At 74.0% G+C, this 20,820-nt stretch carries 18 protein-coding genes; 5 read left to right on the top strand and 13 right to left on the bottom strand.

The window, feature by feature from the left end:
• Nucleotides 1-77: 77 nt before the first annotated feature.
• Genes ACQPYX_RS04905 through eno form a run of 3 tightly spaced genes read right to left on the bottom strand, consistent with a single transcriptional unit; the run spans nucleotide 78 to nucleotide 2,498 of the window.
• A complete protein-coding gene (locus tag ACQPYX_RS04905) occupies nucleotides 78-596 on the bottom strand; it encodes a DUF501 domain-containing protein (RefSeq protein WP_433801796.1) in 519 nt (172 codons plus the stop codon).
• Nucleotides 597-600: 4 nt separating this feature from the next.
• Nucleotides 601-1,203 (bottom strand): FtsB family cell division protein, encoded by a 603-nt coding sequence (locus tag ACQPYX_RS04900; protein WP_433801795.1) that lies wholly within the window; start codon nucleotides 1,201-1,203, stop codon nucleotides 601-603.
• 8 nt (nucleotides 1,204-1,211) lie between these two features.
• Complete coding sequence (gene eno / locus ACQPYX_RS04895; RefSeq protein WP_433801794.1) at nucleotides 1,212-2,498, bottom strand: phosphopyruvate hydratase; 1,287 nt, start codon at nucleotides 2,496-2,498, stop codon at nucleotides 1,212-1,214.
• Between the two features lie 153 nt (nucleotides 2,499-2,651).
• On the opposite strand from eno, the gene ACQPYX_RS04890 reads away from it, so the two are divergent.
• Nucleotides 2,652-3,047: a tetratricopeptide repeat protein gene (locus ACQPYX_RS04890; protein WP_433801793.1), complete on the top strand. Its 396-nt coding sequence runs from the start codon at nucleotides 2,652-2,654 to the stop codon at nucleotides 3,045-3,047.
• A gap of 83 nt (nucleotides 3,048-3,130) precedes the next feature.
• Here the strand turns inward: ACQPYX_RS04890 and ACQPYX_RS04885 are convergent, their stop codons facing one another.
• The 7 genes from ACQPYX_RS04885 to ACQPYX_RS04855 form a co-directional block, all read right to left on the bottom strand.
• Nucleotides 3,131-4,609 carry a lytic transglycosylase domain-containing protein gene (locus tag ACQPYX_RS04885; RefSeq protein WP_433801792.1) on the bottom strand — a complete coding sequence of 493 codons (1,479 nt, stop codon included), beginning with the start codon at nucleotides 4,607-4,609 and terminating at the stop codon, nucleotides 3,131-3,133.
• A 112-nt stretch (nucleotides 4,610-4,721) separates the two neighbouring features.
• Entirely contained in the window at nucleotides 4,722-5,954 is a 1,233-nt protein-coding gene (gene efeB, locus ACQPYX_RS04880) for an iron uptake transporter deferrochelatase/peroxidase subunit (protein ID WP_433801791.1), read from the bottom strand.
• On the bottom strand, nucleotides 5,951-7,093 hold the full coding sequence (gene efeO / locus ACQPYX_RS04875; protein ID WP_433801790.1) for an iron uptake system protein EfeO: 1,143 nt from the start codon (nucleotides 7,091-7,093) through the stop codon (nucleotides 5,951-5,953). The genes efeB and efeO overlap by 4 nt, the downstream gene beginning before the upstream one ends.
• Before the next feature lie 32 nt (nucleotides 7,094-7,125).
• Nucleotides 7,126-7,974 (bottom strand): iron uptake transporter permease EfeU, encoded by an 849-nt coding sequence (gene efeU, locus ACQPYX_RS04870; RefSeq protein ID WP_433801789.1) that lies wholly within the window; start codon nucleotides 7,972-7,974, stop codon nucleotides 7,126-7,128.
• An 87-nt stretch (nucleotides 7,975-8,061) separates the two neighbouring features.
• Nucleotides 8,062-8,973, bottom strand: a complete 912-nt coding sequence (locus tag ACQPYX_RS04865) for a MazG family protein (protein ID WP_433801788.1) — start codon at nucleotides 8,971-8,973, stop codon at nucleotides 8,062-8,064.
• Nucleotides 8,970-9,983, bottom strand: coding sequence for a hypothetical protein (locus ACQPYX_RS04860; RefSeq protein WP_433801787.1), 1,014 nt, complete (start codon nucleotides 9,981-9,983; stop codon nucleotides 8,970-8,972). Before ACQPYX_RS04860 ends, ACQPYX_RS04865 begins: the two co-directional genes overlap by 4 nt.
• A gap of 19 nt (nucleotides 9,984-10,002) precedes the next feature.
• A complete protein-coding gene (locus ACQPYX_RS04855) occupies nucleotides 10,003-10,959 on the bottom strand; it encodes an asparaginase (RefSeq protein ID WP_433801786.1) in 957 nt (318 codons plus the stop codon).
• A gap of 57 nt (nucleotides 10,960-11,016) precedes the next feature.
• Between ACQPYX_RS04855 and ACQPYX_RS04850 the strand changes: the two genes are divergently transcribed.
• A complete protein-coding gene (locus tag ACQPYX_RS04850; RefSeq protein WP_433801785.1) occupies nucleotides 11,017-11,247 on the top strand; it encodes a hypothetical protein in 231 nt (76 codons plus the stop codon).
• A gap of 20 nt (nucleotides 11,248-11,267) precedes the next feature.
• Here the strand turns inward: ACQPYX_RS04850 and mfd are convergent, their stop codons facing one another.
• Nucleotides 11,268-14,930 (bottom strand): transcription-repair coupling factor, encoded by a 3,663-nt coding sequence (gene mfd / locus ACQPYX_RS04845; protein ID WP_433801784.1) that lies wholly within the window; start codon nucleotides 14,928-14,930, stop codon nucleotides 11,268-11,270.
• A gap of 174 nt (nucleotides 14,931-15,104) precedes the next feature.
• On the opposite strand from mfd, the gene ACQPYX_RS04840 reads away from it, so the two are divergent.
• Nucleotides 15,105-16,628 (top strand): MFS transporter, encoded by a 1,524-nt coding sequence (locus ACQPYX_RS04840; protein ID WP_433801783.1) that lies wholly within the window; start codon nucleotides 15,105-15,107, stop codon nucleotides 16,626-16,628.
• An 11-nt stretch (nucleotides 16,629-16,639) separates the two neighbouring features.
• Entirely contained in the window at nucleotides 16,640-17,146 is a 507-nt protein-coding gene (locus ACQPYX_RS04835; RefSeq protein ID WP_433801782.1) for a DUF2771 family protein, read from the top strand.
• Nucleotides 17,147-17,273: 127 nt separating this feature from the next.
• On the opposite strand, the gene ACQPYX_RS04830 is transcribed toward ACQPYX_RS04835, so the two are convergent.
• Both ACQPYX_RS04830 and ACQPYX_RS04825 read right to left on the bottom strand, forming a co-directional pair.
• Nucleotides 17,274-17,660, bottom strand: coding sequence for a cold-shock protein (locus ACQPYX_RS04830; protein WP_169182663.1), 387 nt, complete (start codon nucleotides 17,658-17,660; stop codon nucleotides 17,274-17,276).
• 181 nt (nucleotides 17,661-17,841) lie between these two features.
• Entirely contained in the window at nucleotides 17,842-19,482 is a 1,641-nt protein-coding gene (locus tag ACQPYX_RS04825) for an AMP-binding protein (protein WP_433801781.1), read from the bottom strand.
• Nucleotides 19,483-19,595: 113 nt separating this feature from the next.
• On the opposite strand from ACQPYX_RS04825, the gene ACQPYX_RS04820 reads away from it, so the two are divergent.
• Nucleotides 19,596-20,786, top strand: a complete 1,191-nt coding sequence (locus ACQPYX_RS04820) for an AMP nucleosidase (protein ID WP_433801780.1) — start codon at nucleotides 19,596-19,598, stop codon at nucleotides 20,784-20,786.
• The last annotated feature ends 34 nt before the right edge of the window (nucleotides 20,787-20,820 follow it).

The raw sequence follows: 20,820 nt of genomic DNA, 5'->3' as shown, positions 1-20,820 counted from the left end.
ACCCGTGTCGTTGTCGGGGCGCGACGCTGCGTGCGGTCCCCGGTGTCCGGAGATCCTGTCGCGACGACACGGACCGGTCACGCCCCGTCGTCGGTCGTGGCGCCGGTGACGGTGGTCGGCACGCACGGCCCGGGCGCCCACCACTCCGGCAGCAGCGCGAGCGCCTCGTCGCCGGCCGGGTTCACCCCCGGGCCGACCGCCAGGGTGTGCGCGACGTGCACGTGCAGGCACTTCACCCGCTCGGGCATGCCGCCCGCGCTGACGTCGGTGCCCAGCGACTCGATCGCGTCGCGCTCGGCGAGGTAGGACTCGTGGGCCGCGCGGTAGGCGTCGGCGAACGCCGGGTCGGTGGCGAGCCGGTCCTGCTGCTCGCGCATCAGCCCCTCCGCCTCCAACGACCCGATCCGCGACGTCAGGCGCGGGCAGGTCGCGTAGTAGAGCGTCGGGAACGGCGTGCCGTCCTCGAGCCGCGGGGCGGTCTGCACGACGTCGGGCAGCCCGCACGGGCAGCGGTGGGCGACGGCCCGCAGACCACGTGGTGCGCGGCCGATCTGGGCGGCGATCGCCTCGCGGTCGCCTTCGCGGACGGATTCCATGCGGTCAGGGCTGCGTGCTCGCCGTGCCGAGGGTGCCTCGCGCGACGCGGGTGTACCAGGGCAGGTCGGCCTCGGAGGGCGCGATCGGGGCGTCCTGCTCCGGGGCGCGCGCGGCGTCGCCGGGCAGCTCCACCCGGTAGGGCGTCTCCCCCGGGCGCGCGTACCCGAGGCGGGCCCGGGCGAGCGCCTCGATGTGGGCCGGGTCGTCCATCGCGGCACGCTCACCGCGCAGTCGGGCGGCCTCGGCGTCGAGCCGCTGCTGCTGGGCGGCGACCGCGGCGATCTCGTGGCGCTGCGAGACGTAGTTGCGCAGCGGCACGGCGACGGTCAGGGCGAGGGCGCAGACCACGACCGCGAGCAGCGCCGCCCGCCGGGCCGTGGAGAGGCCCAGAGCACCGCGGGTGGCGTGGACCGCCCGCGCCGCGGCCTGGGCCGCCGCCGGCGTGTTCCGCCCCCGCCCGGAGAGCGGGTGCCGGCGCAGGGCCGCCCGCTGCGGGTCCCGACGAGGACCCTGCCGGGCCCGCTGCCGACCCCGCGACCGACCCGCGCCCGCCCCCGTCGTCGGGAACGACCCCGTCGACGGCTGATCGGGTGCGGTGGCGGCCATGGGGGGCCTCAGGCCTCCGGGTCGAAGCGCGGGAAGGCGAGGTCGCCCGCGTAGCGCGCGGCGTCGCCGAGCGCCTCCTCGATGCGCAGCAGCTGGTTGTACTTGGCCACGCGCTCGGACCGCGCCGGGGCACCGGTCTTGATCTGGCCGCAGTTCGTGGCGACGGCCAGGTCGGCGATCGTGGTGTCCTCGGTCTCGCCGGAGCGGTGACTCATCATGCAGCGGTAGCCGTACTGCTGGGCGAGGCTCATCGCGTCCAGCGTCTCGGAGAGCGTGCCGATCTGGTTGACCTTGACCAGCAGCGCGTTCGCGGCGCGGCGTTCGATGCCCTCCTCGAGCCGCTCGATGTTGGTGACGAAGAGGTCGTCGCCGACGATCTGCACGCGGTCGCCGACGTCGGCGGTCATCCGCGCCCAGCCCTCCCAGTCGTTCTCGCCGAGGGGGTCCTCGATCGAGACGAGCGGGTAGGCGTCGATCAGCTCGGCGTAGTACGAGCTCATCTGCGCGGCGGAGCGCTTCTGCCCCTCGAAGGTGTAGGTGCCCTCGGAGTAGAGCTCGCTCGCGGCGACGTCGAGGGCGAGCACCACGTCGCGGCCGAGGGTGAGGCCGGCCTGGCCGACGGCGGTGGCGATGAGGTCGAGCGCCTCGCGGTTCGTCGCGAGCGACGGGGCGAAGCCGCCCTCGTCGCCGAGTCCCGTCGACAGCCCGTTCTTCTTCAGCACCGACTTCAGCGCCTGGTACACCTCGGCGCCCCAGCGCAGGGCCTCGCGGAAGGTCTCGGCGCCGATCGGGGCGACCATGAACTCCTGGATGTCCACCCCGGAGTCGGCGTGGGCGCCGCCGTTGAGGATGTTCATCATCGGCACCGGCAGCACGTGCGCGTTCGGCCCGCCCACGTAGCGGAACAGGTCGAACTCGGCGGACTCCGCGGCCGCGCGGGCGACGGCGAGGCTGACGCCCAGCAGCGCGTTCGCGCCGAGGCGGGACTTGTCCGGGGTGCCGTCGAGGTCGATCAGCTTCTGGTCGACGACCCGCTGCTCGGTGGCGTCCATCCCGACGATGCCGGGGCCGATCTCGTCCAGCACGCCGGCGACCGCCTTCTCGACGCCCTTGCCGAGGTAGCGACCCTTGTCGCCGTCACGCAGCTCCACGGCCTCGTGCTCGCCGGTGCTGGCGCCGCTGGGGACGGCGGCGCGCGAGAGCGTGCCGTCCTCGAGCGCGACCTCCACCTCGACCGTCGGGGTTCCCCGCGAGTCGAGGATCTCCCGAGCGCCGACCTGCTCGATGACCGCCACGGGCTCCGCCTCCAGGATGTTCGGTTCGTCGGTGGCCGGGCGCCGACTCTAACCGCTCCTCGTCCGTGATCGATGTGCGCCACGCAGCGTCACACCCGGCGGGCCCCCGGTTCAGCCCTCGCGTCCGGCGCGTTCGGGTCCTACCGTGCGGGAATGTCGACGCCGCGCTCGTTCCCCGAATCCGGTGTCACCGCCTTCCGGCGGGCCGAGCAGCTGCTCGACGACCGACGGCCGCTGGACGCCCTGAAGGCGCTCGGCAGTCTGCCGGAGACCGAGAGCGAGGCCGCCTCGGTGCAGCTGCTCGCCGCGCGCGCCTACCTCGCGTCGGCACAGCTGCGGCGGGCCGAGGCGGGCTTCCTGCGCGTGCTCGAGCTCGACCCGGCCGACCACTACGCGCGCTTCGCCCTCGGCCGGTGCCTGCAGCGCCAGTCGCGCCTGCCCGAGGCCCGCGCCCAGCTGCGCATGGCGGCCGCCATGGACCCGCGGCCGGAGTACCAGGAGGCCCTCGGCGAGGTGAGCGCGTCGATCGCGCTGCGCCGCGGGGCGTAGCACCTCCTCAGTGGCAGCAAAGCGTCGTTGCTGTCAGCCAGTGGCAGCAACGACGCTTCGCTGCCACGGGGAGGGTGCCCGACCTACGGCGCCGTGCTGTTCGCGTACGCCTGGGCGGCCGCGTAGACCCGGCGGCCGTAGTCGTCGGAGAAGTTGTACGACAGCACCGCGTCGCGCCAGCCCTCACCGGTCGCGAGGTCCCGGCCGCCCGCGCACAGGTAGCGGCCGGCCGTGAACGCGGCGTCGTAGATGTTGTTCGGGTCGGCCACGCCGTCGCCGTTGCCGTCCGAGCCCCACCGCGCCCACGTGGACTCGATGAACTGCATCGGCCCCTCGGCGCGGTCGTAGTTGCCGTCGCTGCCGGCGATCGCCCGGTTGCCGCCGGTGCCGTCGAGCGGGACGCCGATGATCGGGGGCGTCACCGCACCGTTCGGGGCGATCGACGCGCCGCGGTAGCGGCCGTGGTTCGACTCGATGCGGCCCAGCCCCGCGAGGGTGACCCAACTCAGGTGGCAGGCCGGGTCGAGCTTCTTCATCGCCAGGTCCGACATCCCGTAGGCCTGCAGCGCGATCGCCGGGATGTTCGTCCGCGGCGCCAGCCCGTTCGCCCAGGCCGAGATCGTCGGCGGGCGTCCGGCCGCCGGCGCACCCGTCGTCCCCGGCAGCAGGGCCGCCGGCGGCGCGAGCGCGTTCGGCTGCCCGACGGTGTTCAGGTCGACCTGCGCGGGCGCCACCTCGAGGGCCGGGATCTCGTCCGCACCCGCGTCGGTGCGCCCGAACTGGCTGCGCTGCTGCAGCACCACGACCGTCCCGACGACCGCCGCGACCAGCACGAGCACCAGCGCCAACCGACCGAGCGCCGCGGTGTGCTTCGTCGGCGGCTCCTTCGGGGTGCTCGGCGCGGGCGGCCCGCCGACCGGGAGCACGGGGCCCGCCGGACCGGTCGGGCGGGGCGCGGGCGTGGGCCGGGGGCGCGCGGCGACGGCGTCGTGCCCGTCGGGACGCCACGGCGGCGGGGCGGCTGCCGGCGCCGCCGTGGTGCCCTGCTGGTCGTCTACGACGACGGGTGCGCCCGCCGGCACCCGCATCCCCCGCGAACGACGTCGTGGGCGTGGCGCGTCTGTGGGCTCGCCGGGCTCGCCGGGCTCAACGGGCGGGTCTGCGGGTGCGGCTGCCGCGGCGGCGTCGGAGACGTCCGGGGCGTCGGACGGGGTCGGGGACGCCGTGGTCGGCCGGGGCGCCCGAGGCTGCGGCGAGGGCGTGGACGGTGACGGCGCGGGAGCGACGGAAGCTGAGGCGACCGTCGACTCCGCGGGAGGGGCCGCAGCGGCGACCGCCGGGCCGGCGGACGTGGCGGGTGGCGCGGGTCGCGCGGCGGCCGCCGTCGGGCGCGGAGCGGCGTCGAACCACCCGACCGGACCCGAGCCGTCGTCGGGAACGGGGAAGCGGTCGGTGGCCGTGTCCTCCGGCGCCGGGCGACGCAGGGGTGCCGTGACGTCGTCGGGCTCGCCGTCCTCGTCGGACGGGCCCGCTCCGCGGTGGGAGTCGACGCTCGTGCTCATCGACGGGAAGGTTACGGCCCGGTCACTGCGGCCGTTCTCCGGCCCGACGATGTGACCTTCCCTGTCACTGGATGCCAGTAACGACGCTTTGCTGCCACGAGGGGGAGGGTGCTCACGCCTCCAGCAGGGACTGGCCCCAGTACGCCCCGTCGGCCAGGCCCCCGGGGCAGGCGAACACCGCCGACCCGGTGTGCTCGATGTACTCCATCATCCGGTCGTGCCGGGCCAGGGCGCTCTGCATGGGCACGAACTGCCGCTGCGGGTCGCGCATGAAGGCGAGGAAGAACAGGCCCGCGTTGAGGTGGCCGGCGCCGTCGGAGCCGTCGACGAAGTTGTAGCCGCGGCGCAGGATCCGCACCCCGCCCAGGGCGGAGGCCGACGCGAGCCGGATGTGGGCGTCGTCGGCGATCAGCGGGGAGGTGAGGTCGATCGGCGCGAACTCGTCGGTGGCGCCGATCGGGGCGCCGGTCCCCTTGGTCCGCCCGGTCAGCGACTCCTGCTCGGTGAGCGAGGTCCGGTCCCAGGTCTCGACGTGCATCCGGATGCGGCGCGCGACGAGGTAGCTGCCGTTCGCCATCCACGGCGCACCGTCGGCCGGAGCGGCCCACACGTGCTCGTCGAGCGCGGCGGTGTCCTCGGCCTTGAGGTTGTTGGTGCCGTCCTTGAAGCCGAACAGGTTGCGGTGGGTCTGCTGGGCGGTCGAGGTCGACGAGGTGCGGCCGAACCCCAGCTGGGACCAGCGCACGGCCGTCGTCCCGAAGCCCATGCGCACGAGGTTGCGCACGGCGTGCACGGCGACCTGCGGGTCGTCGGCGCAGGCCTGGACGCACAGGTCGCCGCCGGACAGGGCCGGGTCGAGCTGGTCGCGCTGGAACGGCGGCAGCTCGGCGAGCGCGGCCGGCCGCGGGATGCCGAGCTTGTCGAGCAGCGAGCCGCCGATGCCGAAGGTCAACGTGAGCGACGCGGCCGGCAGGTCGAGCGCCTCGCCGGTGTCGGAGGGCGGGGCCGCCGGGTTGCGGTTCACCGCGCCGCCGGGCGCGGCCTCCGCTCCCGCCGTCATGCGTTCGGCCGCCGTGGTCCACCGCTTGAGCAGGGCGACGACGGCCTGCCGCAGGATCGGCCCGGTGGCGGTGACGTCGAGGGCGACGAAGTGCAGCCGGTCCTGCGCGGGCGTCACGATCCCGGCCTGGTGCACCCCGCGGAACGGCACGACCGCCTGCTCCGGCGGGCCGGGCTCGGCGGACGACCCGGCGAGGTAGCCGCCCGCGACCCCGGCGCCGACCAGGGCGGTCCCGGCGCCGGCCGCTCCGAGCAGCCGACGCCGGGTGAAGCCGCGCAGGCTCATGCCGCGATGATCCCCGCGACCTGGCTGACCGGTTCGCTGACGGCGTCGACGGCCTCGGTCATCTTCTTCGTGTCGTCCGGCGTGAGCTCGGTGTAGAGCTTGAACCCGTCGCCGGCCCGGTAGTTCTCCAGCAGCGCGTCGAGCGCGGCGAAGCGCTGGTCGAGGGTCTGGCCGAGCACCGGGTCGCGCTGGTCGATCACGGGGCGCAGCGCGGCCACGGCGGCCTGCGAACCGTCGACGTTGGCGCGGAAGTCCCAGAGGTCGGTGTGCGAGTAGCGGTCCTCCTCGCCGGTGATCTTGCCGGTGGCGACCTCGTCGAGCAGTTCCTTGGCGCCGTTGGCGAGCTGCAGCGGGGTGAGCTGCACGGTGCCGACCCGCGACTGGAGGTCGCGCACGTCGGCCATCAACCGGTCGGCCATCGCGCCCGAGTCGGGCTGCAGGCCGGTGACCCACAGGTCCTTCTCGAGGCGGTGGTAGCCGGTGAACTCGACGCCCGGGTCGCGCTCGTCGTCCTCGCGGCCGTCGATCTTCGGGTCGATGTCGCCGAAGGACTCGGCGACCGGCTCGATGCGCTCCCAGTAGGTGCGGCTGACCGGGAAGAGGGCCTGGGCCGCGGGGACGTCGCCGCGCTTGACGGCCTCGGTGAACTCGCCGGTCTTCGTGACGAGGGCCTCGGTCTGGGAGGTCGTGTACCGCTGGTAGCCCTGCACCGCGGCGGCGAGCGCGGCGTCGCCCTCGACGGCCGCCGCGGCGTTGCCGGTGACGGTGAACGGGGCGCGGATGCCGTCGCCGACCATGCCCGGCTTGCAGGCGGTGGTGTACGTGCCGCCCTGCGGGACCTCGACGGTGAGCGGGCGGGTGAGGCCCGGGCCGATGTTCTCGACCTCGCCGATGATCCGGTCGCCCGCGCCGTAGACGTAGAACTCGGTCACCTTCGAGCCGGCGTTGCGGATCGTGAACGAGATCGTGCCGGCGGGCGCGGTCGCGCTGGACAGGTCGCAGGCCGTGTCGGACGCGGACACGGTGATCGGGCCGGGCTGCCCGGGCGCGCCCTGGGGCGTCGCGGTGCTGGTGCAGCCGCCGACGACCGCGGCGGCGAGGGTCGCGGCGAGCGCAGCGAGGACGGGGCGTGCGGACACGGTTCTCCTGTCGAACGTGGTTGCGGGGAGGGTCAGGCGGCGCCGGCGGCCGCGGTCTCGCTGTCGGCGGCGGGCGGCACGGTGCGCCGGACCGGCTTGAGGAACAGGGTGAGCACGACGGCCACGTAGGCGACCCAGACCACCGCCTCGAGCACGGTGGTCTGCGGGGAGAAGTTGAAGACGCCCTTGAGCAGCGTGCCGTACCAGGAGTCGGCGGGGACGGCGGCGCTCACGTCGAAGGCCAGCGTGTACAGGCCCGGCAGGATGCCCGCCTCCTGCAGGTCGTGGACGCCGTAGGCGAGGATGCCCGCCGCGACGAAGACGAGCAGGACGCCGGTGACCGTGAAGAACTTCCCCATGTTCAGGCTCAGCGCGCCCCGGTAGATCAGGTACGCGATCACCACCGACGCGGCGATGCCGATGAGGAAGCCGATGAGCGGACCCGTCGTCGAGCCGGCGGCCTGGACCGCCGCGAAGAAGAAGATCGCGGTCTCGAGACCCTCGCGGCCGACGGCCAGGGCCGCCATGACGACCACCGCCACCGGGCCCATTGCGATCGCCTTCTCCAGGCCGCCGCGCAGCTCGGTCGAGATGGACCGGGCCGCGCGCCGCATCCAGAAGATCATCCAGGTGACGAAGCCGACCGCGACGATCGAGAGCCCACCGCCGAACGCCTCCTGCGCCTCGAAGGTGAGGGCCTGCTCGGTCAGCGTGAGGACGAGGACGACGCCGATGCTCACGGCGATCGCGGCCCCGACGCCGAGCCACACGCGGGGGAGCTCGCGACGGCGATCGGTCTGGACCAGGAAGGCCACGAGGATGCTGACCACGAGCGAGGCCTCGAGCCCCTCCCGCAGACCGATCAGGGCGTTGCCCAGCATGTTCCGTCCGTCCTCACGTTCACACCGTCTGAAGGTGAGGTGAGGCTAGCCTTCGCGATCAGGGGACGGAAGCACCAGGGTTCACCGTTACTTCACGAGACCGGCCTGTTGCGCAGCGCGACGCCAGAACTCGACATCTCGGGACGAACCGCCCGTCGCGGCCTCCAGGGCACGGACTCGCGTGGCGAACGCGACCGCCGCCTCGCGGAGCTCGCCCTCCGGGTCGCCGCCCGGTCCGGCGGCCGCGACGACCGCGCGCGCGACCTCCGAGTCGGTGGCCGCGAGGGCCGCGAGGACGTCGTCGGGCACCCCCGCACGCCGCACCCGGCTGACGTACTTCGCCAGCAGCGCGGCGGCGGGCTGGGCCTGCGCGACGCCGTCGAGGACCGAGTCCCGCTGCTTCTCGGTGGCCTTGAGCTCCTCCCACCGGCGGTCCTGGTCGCTCGCGGTGACCACGGTCTCTGCGTCCGCGAACACGTGCGGATGCCGCCCGACGAGCTTCGCGACGAGCTCGGCGGCCACCGCGTCGATGTCGTAGCCCTCCCCCTCGGCGGCGACCCGGGAGTGGAAGAGCACCTGGAGCAGCACGTCGCCGAGCTCCTCGCGGCTCGCCGCGACGTCCCCCGCCGCGAGCGCGTCGTAGAGCTCGTAGGTCTCCTCGACGAGGTAGCGCAGCAGGCTCTCGTGGGTCTGCTCGGCGTCCCACGGGCAGCCGCCCGGGGAGCGCAGCCGGTCCATCACGGCCACGGCCTCGAGCAGCTCGACGCCCGCCGGGGCCTGGGGGTCGCGCGCCGCGACGAGGACGACCGCGCCCGCCGGCGCCGAGCCCTCGTCGGGAACGGGGACGGCGCCGAGTTCCGCGGCGAAGCGCGCCGCGACCGGCTCGGGCAGGGACGGGTCGAGCAGGACCGCGGGGGCGGCCGCGACGAGCCGCACCGCGCCCGCCGGGAGGACCGCGCCGAGCCGCGGGTCGACGTGAACCGTGATCGGCGCACTCACGGCGCGGTCGGGGCGAACGCCACGCTCGGGGCGAGCGGGATGATCGAGCCCGCGGCGGCCGGCGGGGCGACGACCTCGTCCTGGGTCGGGTCCCAGGTGCCGTAGCGCGGGTTGACCTGCACGCCGAGCTCCGCGGCGAGCGGCTGGACGGCGCGCCGCCCGAACTGGGCGAGCGTGCGGGCGTCCACCAGGGCGGACGGCACCGTGTTGCCGGTGGGGGCCGGCGCGGCGAGCGACCGGTCCCGCACACGGATGACGGTCCACGGCTGGGTGGTCGGGTCCGGCGTCGGAGCGCCCGGCGTCGATTGCTGCTGCTGCGGCGAGAGGAGGGCGACCGTGCGCCCCGGCAGCCCGAAGATCGGCGAGGAGGGCGTCCGGATCACCGCGTCGGACTGGGCGTTGCCCGGGCGCACGGTGCGGTCGAGGATCTGCATCCCGGGCGGGAGCGCTGCGAGGGGACCGACGCCGGGGTCGGAGGCGAGCTGCGTGGCCGCCCGCTCGGCGGACGCCTTGTCGCCGAAGGTGCCGACGTCGACGGTCACCTGCAGCCGGTCGAACTCCCGGCGTCCGATCTCGGCGAGGGCGAGCTGGTCGGACACCAGGTCGCGCAGTGCGTCGAGGTCGAGGCCGGTGGTCGCCGTGGACTGCGCGCCGCCGGCCGCCGCCACCTGCGCCTCCACGCGGGCCGGGTCGACGACGATGCCCTGGCGGCGGGTCGCCTCGAGCACGATCTGGTGCTGGATCGCGAGGCCCAGCAGGGCGCGGCTCTGGACGGCCAGGGTGGGCGCGTCGAGGGCCGGACTCTGCCGCCCCTCCTCCTGCGCCTGCTGGTTCAGCGCGTCGACGAGGACCGGGAGGGCGGTGCGCAGCCGCGCCTCGACCAGGTCCGTGGAGATCGTGGCGTTCCCGACGACGGCCGCCGTCCCGGCCCCGACCTGAGGTCCGGTGGCCGTGGAGCAGGCGGTGAGGGCGGTCAGCGCGACCAGTGCGAGGACGATCCGGCGCAGCACGGGCGACACCTTCTCATGGTCATGCGACCCCGACGCGAGCCATCCACTCCCGGGCGGCCCCGATCGGGTCGTCGGGGTGCGCGGCCACCGCGACCGCGAGCAGCATCCGCGTCTGCCACGGCGAGAGGTCGCCCGCGAACAGCGCTCCCGCCCGCGCGAGGTCGGCGCCACCGCCGGCGTACAGGCCCTCGACCGCGCCGCTGCCCGTCCGGCTCGCCACCGCGACCGGGATCCCGCGGTCCAGCAGCTCCCGGGCCTTCCCGACGACGGGTGGGGTCGCGTTGCCCGCGCCGAACGCGGCCACGACGACGCCGCGGGCGCCCGCGTCGGCGGCGGCGGTGATCGCGTGGTCGTCGGCGCCGACGTACTGGGCCACGACGTCGACGCGCGGGAGCGCGGTGGGCGGGTCGGCCAGCCCGGTCGGGGCGGCGGCCGCGTGCTCCCGGACCCGGTGGGCGTCGACGCTCGCGAGCGGTCCCCGGCCCGGTGCGGCGAACGCCGTCAGCGCCTCGGCGTCGACCTTTCGCACCCCGATCGCGGGGAGCACCTGCCCGGCGAAGGTGACGGTGACCCCGGCCCGGCCGTGGGCGGCCCACCGCAGTGCCGCGGCTAGGTTGCCCGGCCCGTCGGGCGCCGGGTCGTCGAACGGCCGCTGGGCGCCGGTGATCGTCACCGGGGTCCGCCCGTCGTGGGTGAGCGCGAGCAGCGCGGTGGTCTCCTCGAGGGTGTCCGTGCCGTGGGTGAGGACGACCCCGTCGTGGTCCGCGCACGCCTCGCGGACCGTGCGGGCGAGCGCGGCGAGGTCGTCGAGGGTGGCCGCGAAGGAGAGCCGGCCGGCCGCGTCGATCGCGGTGACGTCGAGGTCGGTGCGGGCCGTGGCGAGGAGGTCGGCGGCCGTGGCCGACACCGCGCGGCCGTCCGCGGTGGCGCGGGTGGCGATGGTGCCGCCGGTGGCGAGGAGGGCGAGTCGGCTCACGTCCGCAGTGTGCGCGACTGCGCGCATCGCCGTCGGCCCGGGCGGGAAGCCCTCCCCGTGAGTAGCGACGACGACCGCGATCCGACGCTGTTCGAGAAGCGCCCCGGTGCCGACCAGAAGCCCACGGGAGGCCGCTCCCGCCTGCCGGTGGGGGCGATCCTCGGCGGCTTCCTCGCCGTCCTGGTGATCCTCGCTGCCGTGCTGTTCCTCGGGGCGTCCTGCAGCGCCGGTGGCTCGAACGGGCAGACGACGGGGCCCGGGGTCGTGCTGCTGGTGCCGGGGACGTAGCCCGCCCTGCCGGCCGGCGGCTACACCCCGGCCGGCACCTTCGCGGCCGCCGGACGCTCGCCGTAGAGCGCCACGAACAGCTGCTCGCACCAGGCGAGCAGTTCGAGGTCGCGCAGCGGTGCGGCGCCCATCTTGACCGGGCCCCGCTGACCGCCCGCACCGGACGAGCCCTCGGTCGGGCGCGGCAGCGACAGCGTCTGCGAGGCCGCCTTGAGCTGCGCCCGCGGGTGGAGCCGCTTGAGGCGCATCTGGGCGGACTCGGGCAGGTCGACCGGGGCGAACCGGATCTGGTTGCCCTGCCCCGACACCTCGGTGATGCCGTAGCGGCGGCAGGCCTGCCGGAACGCGGCGACCGCGAGCAGGTTCGTCACCGGGACCGGCGGCTCGCCGTACCGGTCGACGAGCTCCTCCTTGACCGCGTCCAGCGCCGCGGCGTCGGCCGCCTCGGCGATCTTGCGGTAGACGTCGAGGCGCAGCCGCTCGGTGTCGACGTAGTCGTGCGGCACGTGGGCGTCGATCGGCAGGTCGACCCGCACCTCCGCCAGCGGCTCGTCGTCCTCACCCGCCGCGTCGGTGTGCTTCTTGAACGCCTCGACGGCCTCGCCGACCAGGCGCACGTACAGGTCGAACCCGACGCCCGCGATGTGCCCGGACTGCTCGGCGCCGAGGATGTTGCCGGCGCCGCGGATCTCGAGGTCCTTCATCGCGACCGCCGTGCCCGCACCCAGCTCCGAGTGCTGCGCGATCGTCGCGAGCCGCTCGTGCGAGGTCTCGGTCAGCGGCTTGTCGTTCGGGTAGAGGAAGTACGCGTACCCGCGCTCCCGCCCGCGCCCGACGCGGCCGCGCAGCTGGTGGAGCTGCGAGAGCCCGAGGGCGTCCGAGCGCTCCACGATGAGCGTGTTCGCGTTGGAGATGTCGAGGCCGTTCTCGACGATCGTGGTGCAGACGAGCACGTCGTGCTCGCGCTCCCAGAACTCGTTGACGGTGCGCTCGAGGCGTTCCTCGGCCATCTGCCCGTGCGCGGTGGCGATGCGGGCCTCGGGGACGAGGCGGCGCAGCCGCGCGGCGGTGTCGTCGATCGACTGCACCCGGTTGTGGATGTAGAAGACCTGCCCGTCGCGCAGCAGCTCGCGGCGGACCGCGGCGGCGACCTGCTTGTCGTCGTAGGCGCCGACGTAGGTCAGCGTCGGGTGCCGCTCCTCGGGCGGGGTGAGGATCGTCGACATCTCGCGGATGCCGGCGAGGCTCATCTCCAGCGTGCGCGGGATCGGCGTCGCGGACATCGAGAGCATGTCCACGTGGGCGCGCAGCCCGGTGATGTGCTCCTTGTGCTCGACGCCGAAGCGCTGCTCCTCGTCGATGACGACGAGGCCGAGGTCCTTCCAGGTGATCCCGGTCTGCAACAGCCGGTGGGTCCCGACGACGACGTCCACCGTGCCGTCCGCGAGACCCTTGATCGTCTGATCGGCCTCCTTGCCCGGCGTGAACCGGGAGAGGCCGCGGACGGTCACCGGGAAGTTGCGCATCCGCTCGGTGAAGGTCTGCAGGTGCTGCTGGGCGAGCAGCGTGGTGGGCACGAGGACCGCGACCTGCTTGCCGTCCTGCACCGCCTTGAACGCCGCGCGCACCGCGATCTCGGTCTTGCCGTAGCCGACGTCGCCGGAGATGACGCGGTCCATCGGGACCGCCTTCTCCATGTCGGACTTGACCTCGTCGATCGCCGACGCCTGGTCGGGCGTCTCGGTGTAAGGGAACGCGTCCTCCATCTCGCGCTGCCACGGGGTGTCCGGGGCGAACGCGTGGCCGGGCGCGGCCTGGCGGGCGGCGTAGAGCTGGACCAGCGACGCGGCGATGTCGCGCACCGCCTTGCGGGCCTTCGACTTCGTCTTCGACCAGTCCGAGCCGCCGAGCTTGTTCAGCGTGGGCAGCTCGCCGCCGACGTAGCGGCTGATCTGGTCGAGCTGGTCGGTCGGCACGAACAGCCGGTCGCTCTGCTGGCCGCGCTTCGACGACGAGTACTCGAGGACCAGGTACTCGCGGGTGGTCGCGGCCTTGCCGGTGCCCGTGGTCCGCTGGGTCATCTCGACGAACTTGCCGATGCCGTGCTGGGCGTGGACCACGAAGTCGCCGGGCTGCAGCGTCAGCGGGTCGACCGCGTTGCGGCGCTTCACCGCGGCGCGCTTCGTCGGGGTGTCCGCCCCGGCGTTGCGGGCGCCGGTGAGGTCGGCCTCGGTGACGACGACGAGGCGGCTCGCCTCGGCGACGAAGCCGTCGGCCAGCCGGCCGCGGGTGACGACGATGCTGCCCGGCCGGGGCTCGGCGGTGCCGGGGACGACCGGCACGTCCTCGCCGACGAACTCCCGCAGCTGCTCGACGGCCCGCTCGGCGGTGCCCGCGGCCGGGAGGACGACGAGGGCGGCGCCGCCCGCGGCGGCGTGCGCGCGCAGGTCGACGGCGGCCTTCTCCCAGTCGCCGCGGTAGGAGTCGACACCCGCGATGCCGGTGCGCACGACGCGGACCCCGTCGCTCGTCACCGATTCGTCCGACAGGTCGGGATCGGTGGCGAGGCTGGACAGCGTCCACCAGGGGCAGCCGGCCTCGCGGGTGGTGGCGCGGACGACGTCGAGGTCCCGGTAGGCCGAGGCGCCCAGGTCGATCGGCGCGCGGCCGTCGGTGGAGTCGGCCGCGACGAGCCAGCTGGCCTCGAGGAACTCCTGGCCGGTGCGCACGAGGTCGGCGGCGCGCCGCGCGACCCGCTCCGGATGGCAGATCACGACCGACGAGTCGTCGGGAAGGAACTCCGGCAGCAGGCGCAGCTCCCCGGGCAGCAGCGCCGGGATGAGCGACTCCATGCCCTCGGTGGGGATGCCGGCGGCGACCTTGCCGAGCAGCTCGCCGAGCGCGGCGTCGCTCCCGTGGACCGTGTGCAGCTCGGCGGCACGCTCGCGCACCTCGGGGGTCAGCAGCAGCTCGCGGCACGGCGGGGCGATGACCTCGGTGGGCCGGGCGGACCCGTCCTCGCGGTCGGGCAGCGAGCGCTGGTCGGCGACCGAGAAGCAGCGCATCTCCGAGACCTCGTCGCCCCAGAACTCGATGCGCACCGGCGACTCGGCGGTCGGCGGGAAGAGGTCGACGATGCCGCCGCGGACGGCGAACTCGCCGCGCTTCTCCACCATCTCCACGCGCGCGTAGGCGAGGCCGACGAGGCGCTCGGCGAGGTCGCCCAGCTCGATCTCGACGCCCTCGCGCAGCACGACCGGCTCGAGGTCGCCCAGGCCCGGCACCAGCGGCTGGATCAGCGAGCGGGTGGCGGTGGTGACGACCTGCAGCGGGCGCTCGCCCGGGTGCGCCAGACGGCGCAGGATGTCGACCCGGCGGCCGACCGTGTCCGCCCGGGGGGACAGCCGCTCGTGGGGCAGCGTCTCCCAGCTGGGCAGGTAGGCGACGGTGTCCGGGCCGATCAGCTCGCCGACCGACGCGGCCAGCTCGTCGGCCTCGCGCTCGGTGGCGCAGACGACGAGCACGGTCCGGTGCGCGCCCGCGGCCAGCGCGGCGGCGAGCAGCGGGCGCAGCGCGGTGGGGCCCTCGACGGCCGCGTCGCGCCCGGCGGCGTCGACGACGCCGGCCAGGCCGGGATCGGCCAGCAGGACCGCGGTGAGTTCGGACAGCGCAGCGGGAGACACCCGGGAACCGACTCCTGACGGGGTGGGGAGGATCGACGACCAGTCTACGAGAACGCCCCGACGGCCTCCGGGCTTCCCGCTGGGCACCTCCCGGTGCCAGCAATGCGTCACTGCGTGCACCCAGTGCCAGGAAAGGCCACATCGTCGATGATCAACCGGTCGCGGTGAGCGACGATGGGACCCGTGGCCCGCCCCGATCCCGACCCGGACCCCGACACCGGCCGTGCCGGCTGGTCGGCGGGGCGACGGCGCGAGCGGGACACCCGTCGTCAGGACGAGCCACCGCCGACCCGCCGCACGGAGGAGCCACCGCCCACCCGGCGGCTGACCGGCCAGGACGCCGACGACCCCGGCCCGCGCAAGATCACCGTCACCCGCGTCGCCGCGTGGCGCGCCCGCACCCTCACGCGCGCGGGTGCGCGGGCGTTCCACCGGGCCGCGTCCGCCGACGGTGCCGACCGCTCGGGCCTCACCGCCCTGACCTACGCGTGGATGGCCAACTACGCCTCCGACGCCACGCTCGCCGTCGCGCTCGCGAACACCCTGTTCTTCTCCGCGGCGAGCGCGGAGTCCAAGGACAAGGTCGCGCTCTACCTGCTGATCACGGTCGCCCCGTTCGCGCTGGTCGCCCCCGTGATCGGTCCGCTGCTCGACCGCGTCCAACGCGGCCGCCGCTGGGCGCTCGCGATCTCGACGGCGGGTCAGGGCGCCCTCGCGGTGGTCCTCGCCCTGTTCATGGACACCTGGGCGCTCTACCCCGCGGCGCTGGGGATCCTCGTGCTGTCGAAGTCGTTCGGGGTGCTCAAGGCGGCGGTCACGCCCCGCGTGCTGCCGCCGGGCATCACCCTGGTGACGACGAACTCCCGGCTGACCGTCTTCGGCCTGGTCGCCTCCGGGGTGTTCGGCGCCCTCGCGGCCGGGGTCTCGTACCTGTTCGGCTCGCCCGGCGCGGCCTGGCTCACCGCCGGCATCTGCTTCGCCGCCGTCTGGCTGTGCCTGCGCATCCCGCGCTGGGTGGAGGTGACCGAGGGCGAGATGGAGACGGTGTTGATCCCCCGCCCGCGCAGCGCAGCGGAGCCGGGCGATCGAGGCCGCCCGGGCTCGTCCCGACGACGCGTGCGGATGAGTCCCCAGGTCGTCACGGCCCTGTGGGCGAACGGCACGATCCGCTCCCTCACCGGGTTCCTGACCCTGTTCGCGGCGTTCGTCGTCAAGGCCCAGACCGAGGGCACGCCCGGGCGGCAGCTGCTGCTGCTCGGCGTCGTCGGTGCGGCGGCCGGCGCCGGCGGGTTTCTCGGCAACGCGCTCGGTGCCCGCCGCCGCTTCGACCGCCCGGATCTCCTGCTGATCACCGCCCTGTGCGCCGCGCTCGCCGCCACGGTGACCGCGGCGGTCGTCGTCGGGCTCGCGACGGCGGCCGTGGTCGGGCTCGTCGGGGCGACCGCCTCCGCGCTGCTCAAGGTCTGCCTCGACGCCGTGGTGCAGCGGGACCTGCCCGAGGCGGCGCGCGCGTCGGCATTCGGGCGGTCCGAGACGATCCTGCAGCTCACCTGGGTGTTCGGCGGCACGCTGGGCGTGCTGCTGCCCCCGACCTGGTGGATCGGCTTCACGGTGATCAGCGGTGTGCTGGCGATCGGTACCGTGCAGACCGTGCTCACCTCGCGCGGTCGCTCCCTGCTCCCCCGCCGCTCCGCCTGATGCTCGCTCGCGTGCGGGCGGTGCCCCGCTGGGTGTGGATCGCCGTCGTCGCCATTGTCGTGGTGATCGCCGCGGTGGTGACGGTGCTGGTGGTGACCTCCGGCCCGGACGACCCGGGTGACGTCACCTTCACCGCGAACGGCATCGCCGTGCCGGCGTCGCCGACCGTCTACTGCGACCTGATGGTCACCGACTGCGAGACCGACCCCTCCGCGGTCGCCAGCCTCCCGCTGCCGCCCGGGGTGGCGGTGGACGTGACGGTGCCCGACGCCGTGCTCCCCACGCCCTGGCAGGTCGCCTTCGTCTACCTCGACGAGAACAACGCCCAGCAGAGCGGGCGCAGCCAGGTGTTCGCACCGAACGCGCGGTCGTCGTTCCGGCTGGTCCTGCCCGACCCGCGGTGGCGCCTCCAGCGGGTGGAGGTGCAGCAGTTCGGGGCCAGCCAGACGGTCACGGCGCAGGGCGACCTGTTCTCGACCCGCTCCACCTGGGTGCTCGCGGCGGTGGGCGCGGCCTGAGTCGCGGGCGGCCGCCTGGTCGCGGTCTCGGCGCCGCGTCCCCACCTCGTCGTCGTGAGCCTCAGCGACGAGGTGGGGCGGGCAGGTCGGGAGCCCGCGACAGGATGCGTCGACGCCCAGCCGGGGCTCAGCCCTCGAGCTCGCGAGCGACCGCGCGGACGACCTCGGCGAGCCGCTTGGTGTTGCGGCGGTCGGGGTAGCGGCCGCGACGCAGGTCGGGCTGCACCTTCGCCTCGAGCAGCTTGATCATGTCGTCGATGAGCCCGTGCAGCTCGTCGGGCGAGCGGCGCTTGGCCTCGGCGACGCTGGGCAGCGGGTCGACCAGACGGACCTGCAGCGCCTGCGGCCCGCGACGCCCCTCGGCGATCCCGAACTCCACGCGCTGGCCCGACTTCAGGGCCTCCACCTCACGCGGCAGCGACCCCTTGGGGACGTAGACGTCGGCGCCCTCCTCCTGGGAGAGGAACCCGAACCCCTTCTCGGCGTCGTACCACTTGACCTTGCCGGTCGGCACCGTGCTCACCCGTTCTCTCGTCGACGAGAACGCGCCCCGGCAGCGTGCCGGAGCGCGTCTCACCATCGTATCCCGCACGGGTGACGAGGTCGCCGGAGATCAGCGGCGGGAGCCACGGCACGTGAGGGGAGGATCCGAGCGCTCTCGTGGCACGAGGGTTCCCCTCACACGGGACGGTGCCCTACGCCGTCGGCGATGCCGCCTCGAGGCCCAGCAGCTCCACGGCGGTGGCGCGCATCTCGACCTTGCGGACCTTCCCGGTGACGGTCATCGGGAACTCCTCGACCACGTGCACGTAGCGCGGGATCTTGTAGTGCGCCAGCTTGCCGGTGGCGAACTCGCGGACCTGCTCGGCGGTCAGCTCGGTGACCCCGTCGCGCAGCCGCACCCAGGCCATGAGCTCCTCGCCGTAGCGCTGGTCGGGCACCCCGATGACCTGCGCGTCGAGGATGTCGGGGTGGGTGTAGAGGAACTCCTCGATCTCGCGGGGGTACACGTTCTCCCCACCGCGGATGACCATGTCCTTGATCCGGCCGGTGATGTTGATGTAGCCCTCGTCGTCCATCACCCCGAGGTCGCCGGTGTGCATCCACCGGGCCCGGTCGAGCACCTCGGCGGTCTTGTCGGGCTGCTCCCAGTAGCCGAGCATCACCGAGTAGCCGCGGGTGCACAGCTCGCCGGGCGTGCCGCGCGGCACGGTCAGCCCCGTCTCCGGGTCGACGATCTTCGACTCCAGGTGCGGCATCGTGCGTCCGACGGTGGACACGCGACGGTCCAGCGAGTCGTCCGCGCGGGTCTGGGTGGACACGGGCGAGGTCTCGGTCATGCCGTAGCAGATCGACACCTCGGTCATCCCGAAGCGCTCGACGACCTGCTTCATCACCTCCACCGGGCACGGCGAGCCGGCCATGATCCCGGTGCGCAGGCTGGACACGTCGTAGGACTCGACGTCGGGCAGCGAGAGCTCGGCGATGAACATCGTCGGCACCCCGTACAGCGAGGTGCACCGCTCCTCGGCGACCGCCTCCAGCGTCAGCTTCGGGTCGAAGCCCGGCGCCGGGATCACCATCGTCGCGCCGGAGCTGGTGCACGCGAGGTTGCCCATGACCATGCCGAAGCAGTGGTAGAAGGGCACCGGGATGCAGACGCGGTCGACCTCGGTGTAGCCGCACAGGCGGCCCACGAAGTAGCCGTTGTTGAGGATGTTGTGGTGCGAGAGCGTTGCGCCCTTCGGGAACCCGGTGGTGCCCGAGGTGTACTGGATGTTGATCGGGTCGTCCGCCGACAGCTCGGCCTGCACCGCCCGCACCCGCGACACGTCGCCGGCGACGAACAGCGCCCGCCACTCGTCGGAGTCGGTGATGATCACCGTCTCGAGCGCGGCGCAGTTCGGGCGGACCGTCTCGATCATCTCGGCGTACTGCGAGGTCTTGAACGCGCGCGCCGCGACCAGGAGCCGGATCCCGGCCTGGTTGAGCACGAACTCCAGCTCGTGGGTGCGGTAGGCCGGGTTGATGTTGACGAGGATCGCGCCGATCTTCGCCGTCGCGTACTGCAGCAGCGTCCACTGGGCGCAGTTCGGCGCCCAGATGCCGACCCGGTCGCCCTTGACGATCCCCAGGTCGAGCAGGCCCAGCGCCAGCGCGTCGACCTCCGCGACGAACTCCGACCACGTGTAGCGCAGCCCCTGCGCGCGGTCGACCAGGGCCTCGCCGTCACCGAACCGGGCCGCGGTGCGGTCGAGGTTGTCGCCGATGGTGTCGCCGAGCAGCGGCTCGTCCGAGACACCGGATGCGTACGACGGGACTGCGGGGGCGCTCACCGGGTGACCTCCAGGACGTCTTCGATCGTGGTGCGGCTCACGATCGCATGATGCACCGACAGCGTGAACCCTCGCCGCCTCGTCGTCGGGACGGGCTGGGAGCATCGGCAGCCGTGACCGCGACCCACCCGCAGACCACCGCGAGCGCCGACGGCGCGACCCTGGACGCGTACGACGACGCCGTGGCGCGGCTGGTGGACACGCTCGCGGCGATCGACGACGACGGGTGGTACTCGACGATCGAGGTCGTGCGCCCGTGGTCGGCGGTCAATCCCCGACTGACCGGCGAGTTCTCCCGCACGGCCGCGATCCGGCGCTACCTGTGCCGGGAGCTCGAAGGGCTGCTGCGCGCCGGCGCGCGGGTCACGGTGCGGCCCTCGCGGCCGGCCCTGGCCTTCGACGACCCGTCGTTCTTCGCCGCCCTCGACGAGGACCGCGTCGACGCCCGGTCGAAGAAGCTCTTCCTGTTCGGTCCGGAGCGGATGCAGCTCTCGGTGGACCGGCTCGGGCACTACACCGGCACGCCCGCCGCGGCCTTCCAGCGGCACGTGCTGTTCACCAACTACGCGATGCACGTCGAGGCGTTCCTCGAGCGGTACACCGACGCGGTCCGCCCGGACCACGAGGTCCAGATGCCCGCCTACCACCACGTGCTGCCCGACGGCGACGGCGTCACGCTGGTGAACATCGGCGTCGGCCCCGCGAACGCGAAGACCGCGACCGACCACGTCGCGGTGCTGCGCCCCGACACGATGATCATGATCGGGCACTGCGGCGGTCTGCGGAACCACCAGCAGAAGGGCGACTTCGTCCTCGCGACCGGCTACCAGCGCTTCGACCACGTGCTCGACGAGGTGCTGCCGCTGAACGTCCCGGTGATCCCGAACCACCGGCTCAACACGTTCCTGCTCGAGGCGCTCGAGCAGGCCGGGGCCGAGTACCGGATCGGCACGGTGCACACCACCGACAACCGCAACTGGGAGCTCAACCAGAAGCTGACGCTCGCGGCCATGCAGGCGAGCCGGAGCGTCGCGGTGGACATGGAGTCCGCGACGATCGCCGCCAACGGCTTCCGCTACCGCATCCCGAACGCGACGCTGCTGTGCGTCTCGGACAAGCCGCTGCACGGCTCGCCGAAGCTCTCCGCCGACGCCCAGACCTTCTACGAGACGTCCAAGCGCCACCACCTCGGCATCGCCCTCGCGGCGCTCGACCGCGTCCGCCGCGAGCACCCGGGCGGGCTCCCCAGCCAGGAGATCCGCTCGGTCGACGAGCCGCTGTTCGGGGGCCCGTCGGACTCCTGACCGCCCCGGCCGCACCGAGCGAACGGCACTGTCG

Source organism: Actinomycetospora sp. CA-084318, assembly GCF_050955885.1.
Classification (GTDB): Bacteria; Actinomycetota; Actinomycetes; order Mycobacteriales; family Pseudonocardiaceae; genus Actinomycetospora.
This window is presented reverse-complemented; position numbering and strand designations above follow the sequence as displayed.

What these genes read in the sequence shown, in the direction of transcription:
- efeU (WP_433801789.1), bottom strand. Translation starts at nt 7,974, where the DNA reads ATGCTGGGCAACGCCCTGATCGGTCTGCGGGAGGGGCTCGAGGCCTCG.
- ACQPYX_RS04840 (WP_433801783.1), top strand. Translation starts at nt 15,105, where the DNA reads ATGGGACCCGTGGCCCGCCCCGATCCCGACCCGGACCCCGACACCGGC.
- ACQPYX_RS04890 (WP_433801793.1), top strand. Translation starts at nt 2,652, where the DNA reads ATGTCGACGCCGCGCTCGTTCCCCGAATCCGGTGTCACCGCCTTCCGG.
- ACQPYX_RS04885 (WP_433801792.1), bottom strand. Translation starts at nt 4,609, where the DNA reads ATGAGCACGAGCGTCGACTCCCACCGCGGAGCGGGCCCGTCCGACGAG.
- ACQPYX_RS04900 (WP_433801795.1), bottom strand. Translation starts at nt 1,203, where the DNA reads ATGGCCGCCACCGCACCCGATCAGCCGTCGACGGGGTCGTTCCCGACG.
- ACQPYX_RS04905 (WP_433801796.1), bottom strand. Translation starts at nt 596, where the DNA reads ATGGAATCCGTCCGCGAAGGCGACCGCGAGGCGATCGCCGCCCAGATC.
- efeB (WP_433801791.1), bottom strand. Translation starts at nt 5,954, where the DNA reads ATGAGCCTGCGCGGCTTCACCCGGCGTCGGCTGCTCGGAGCGGCCGGC.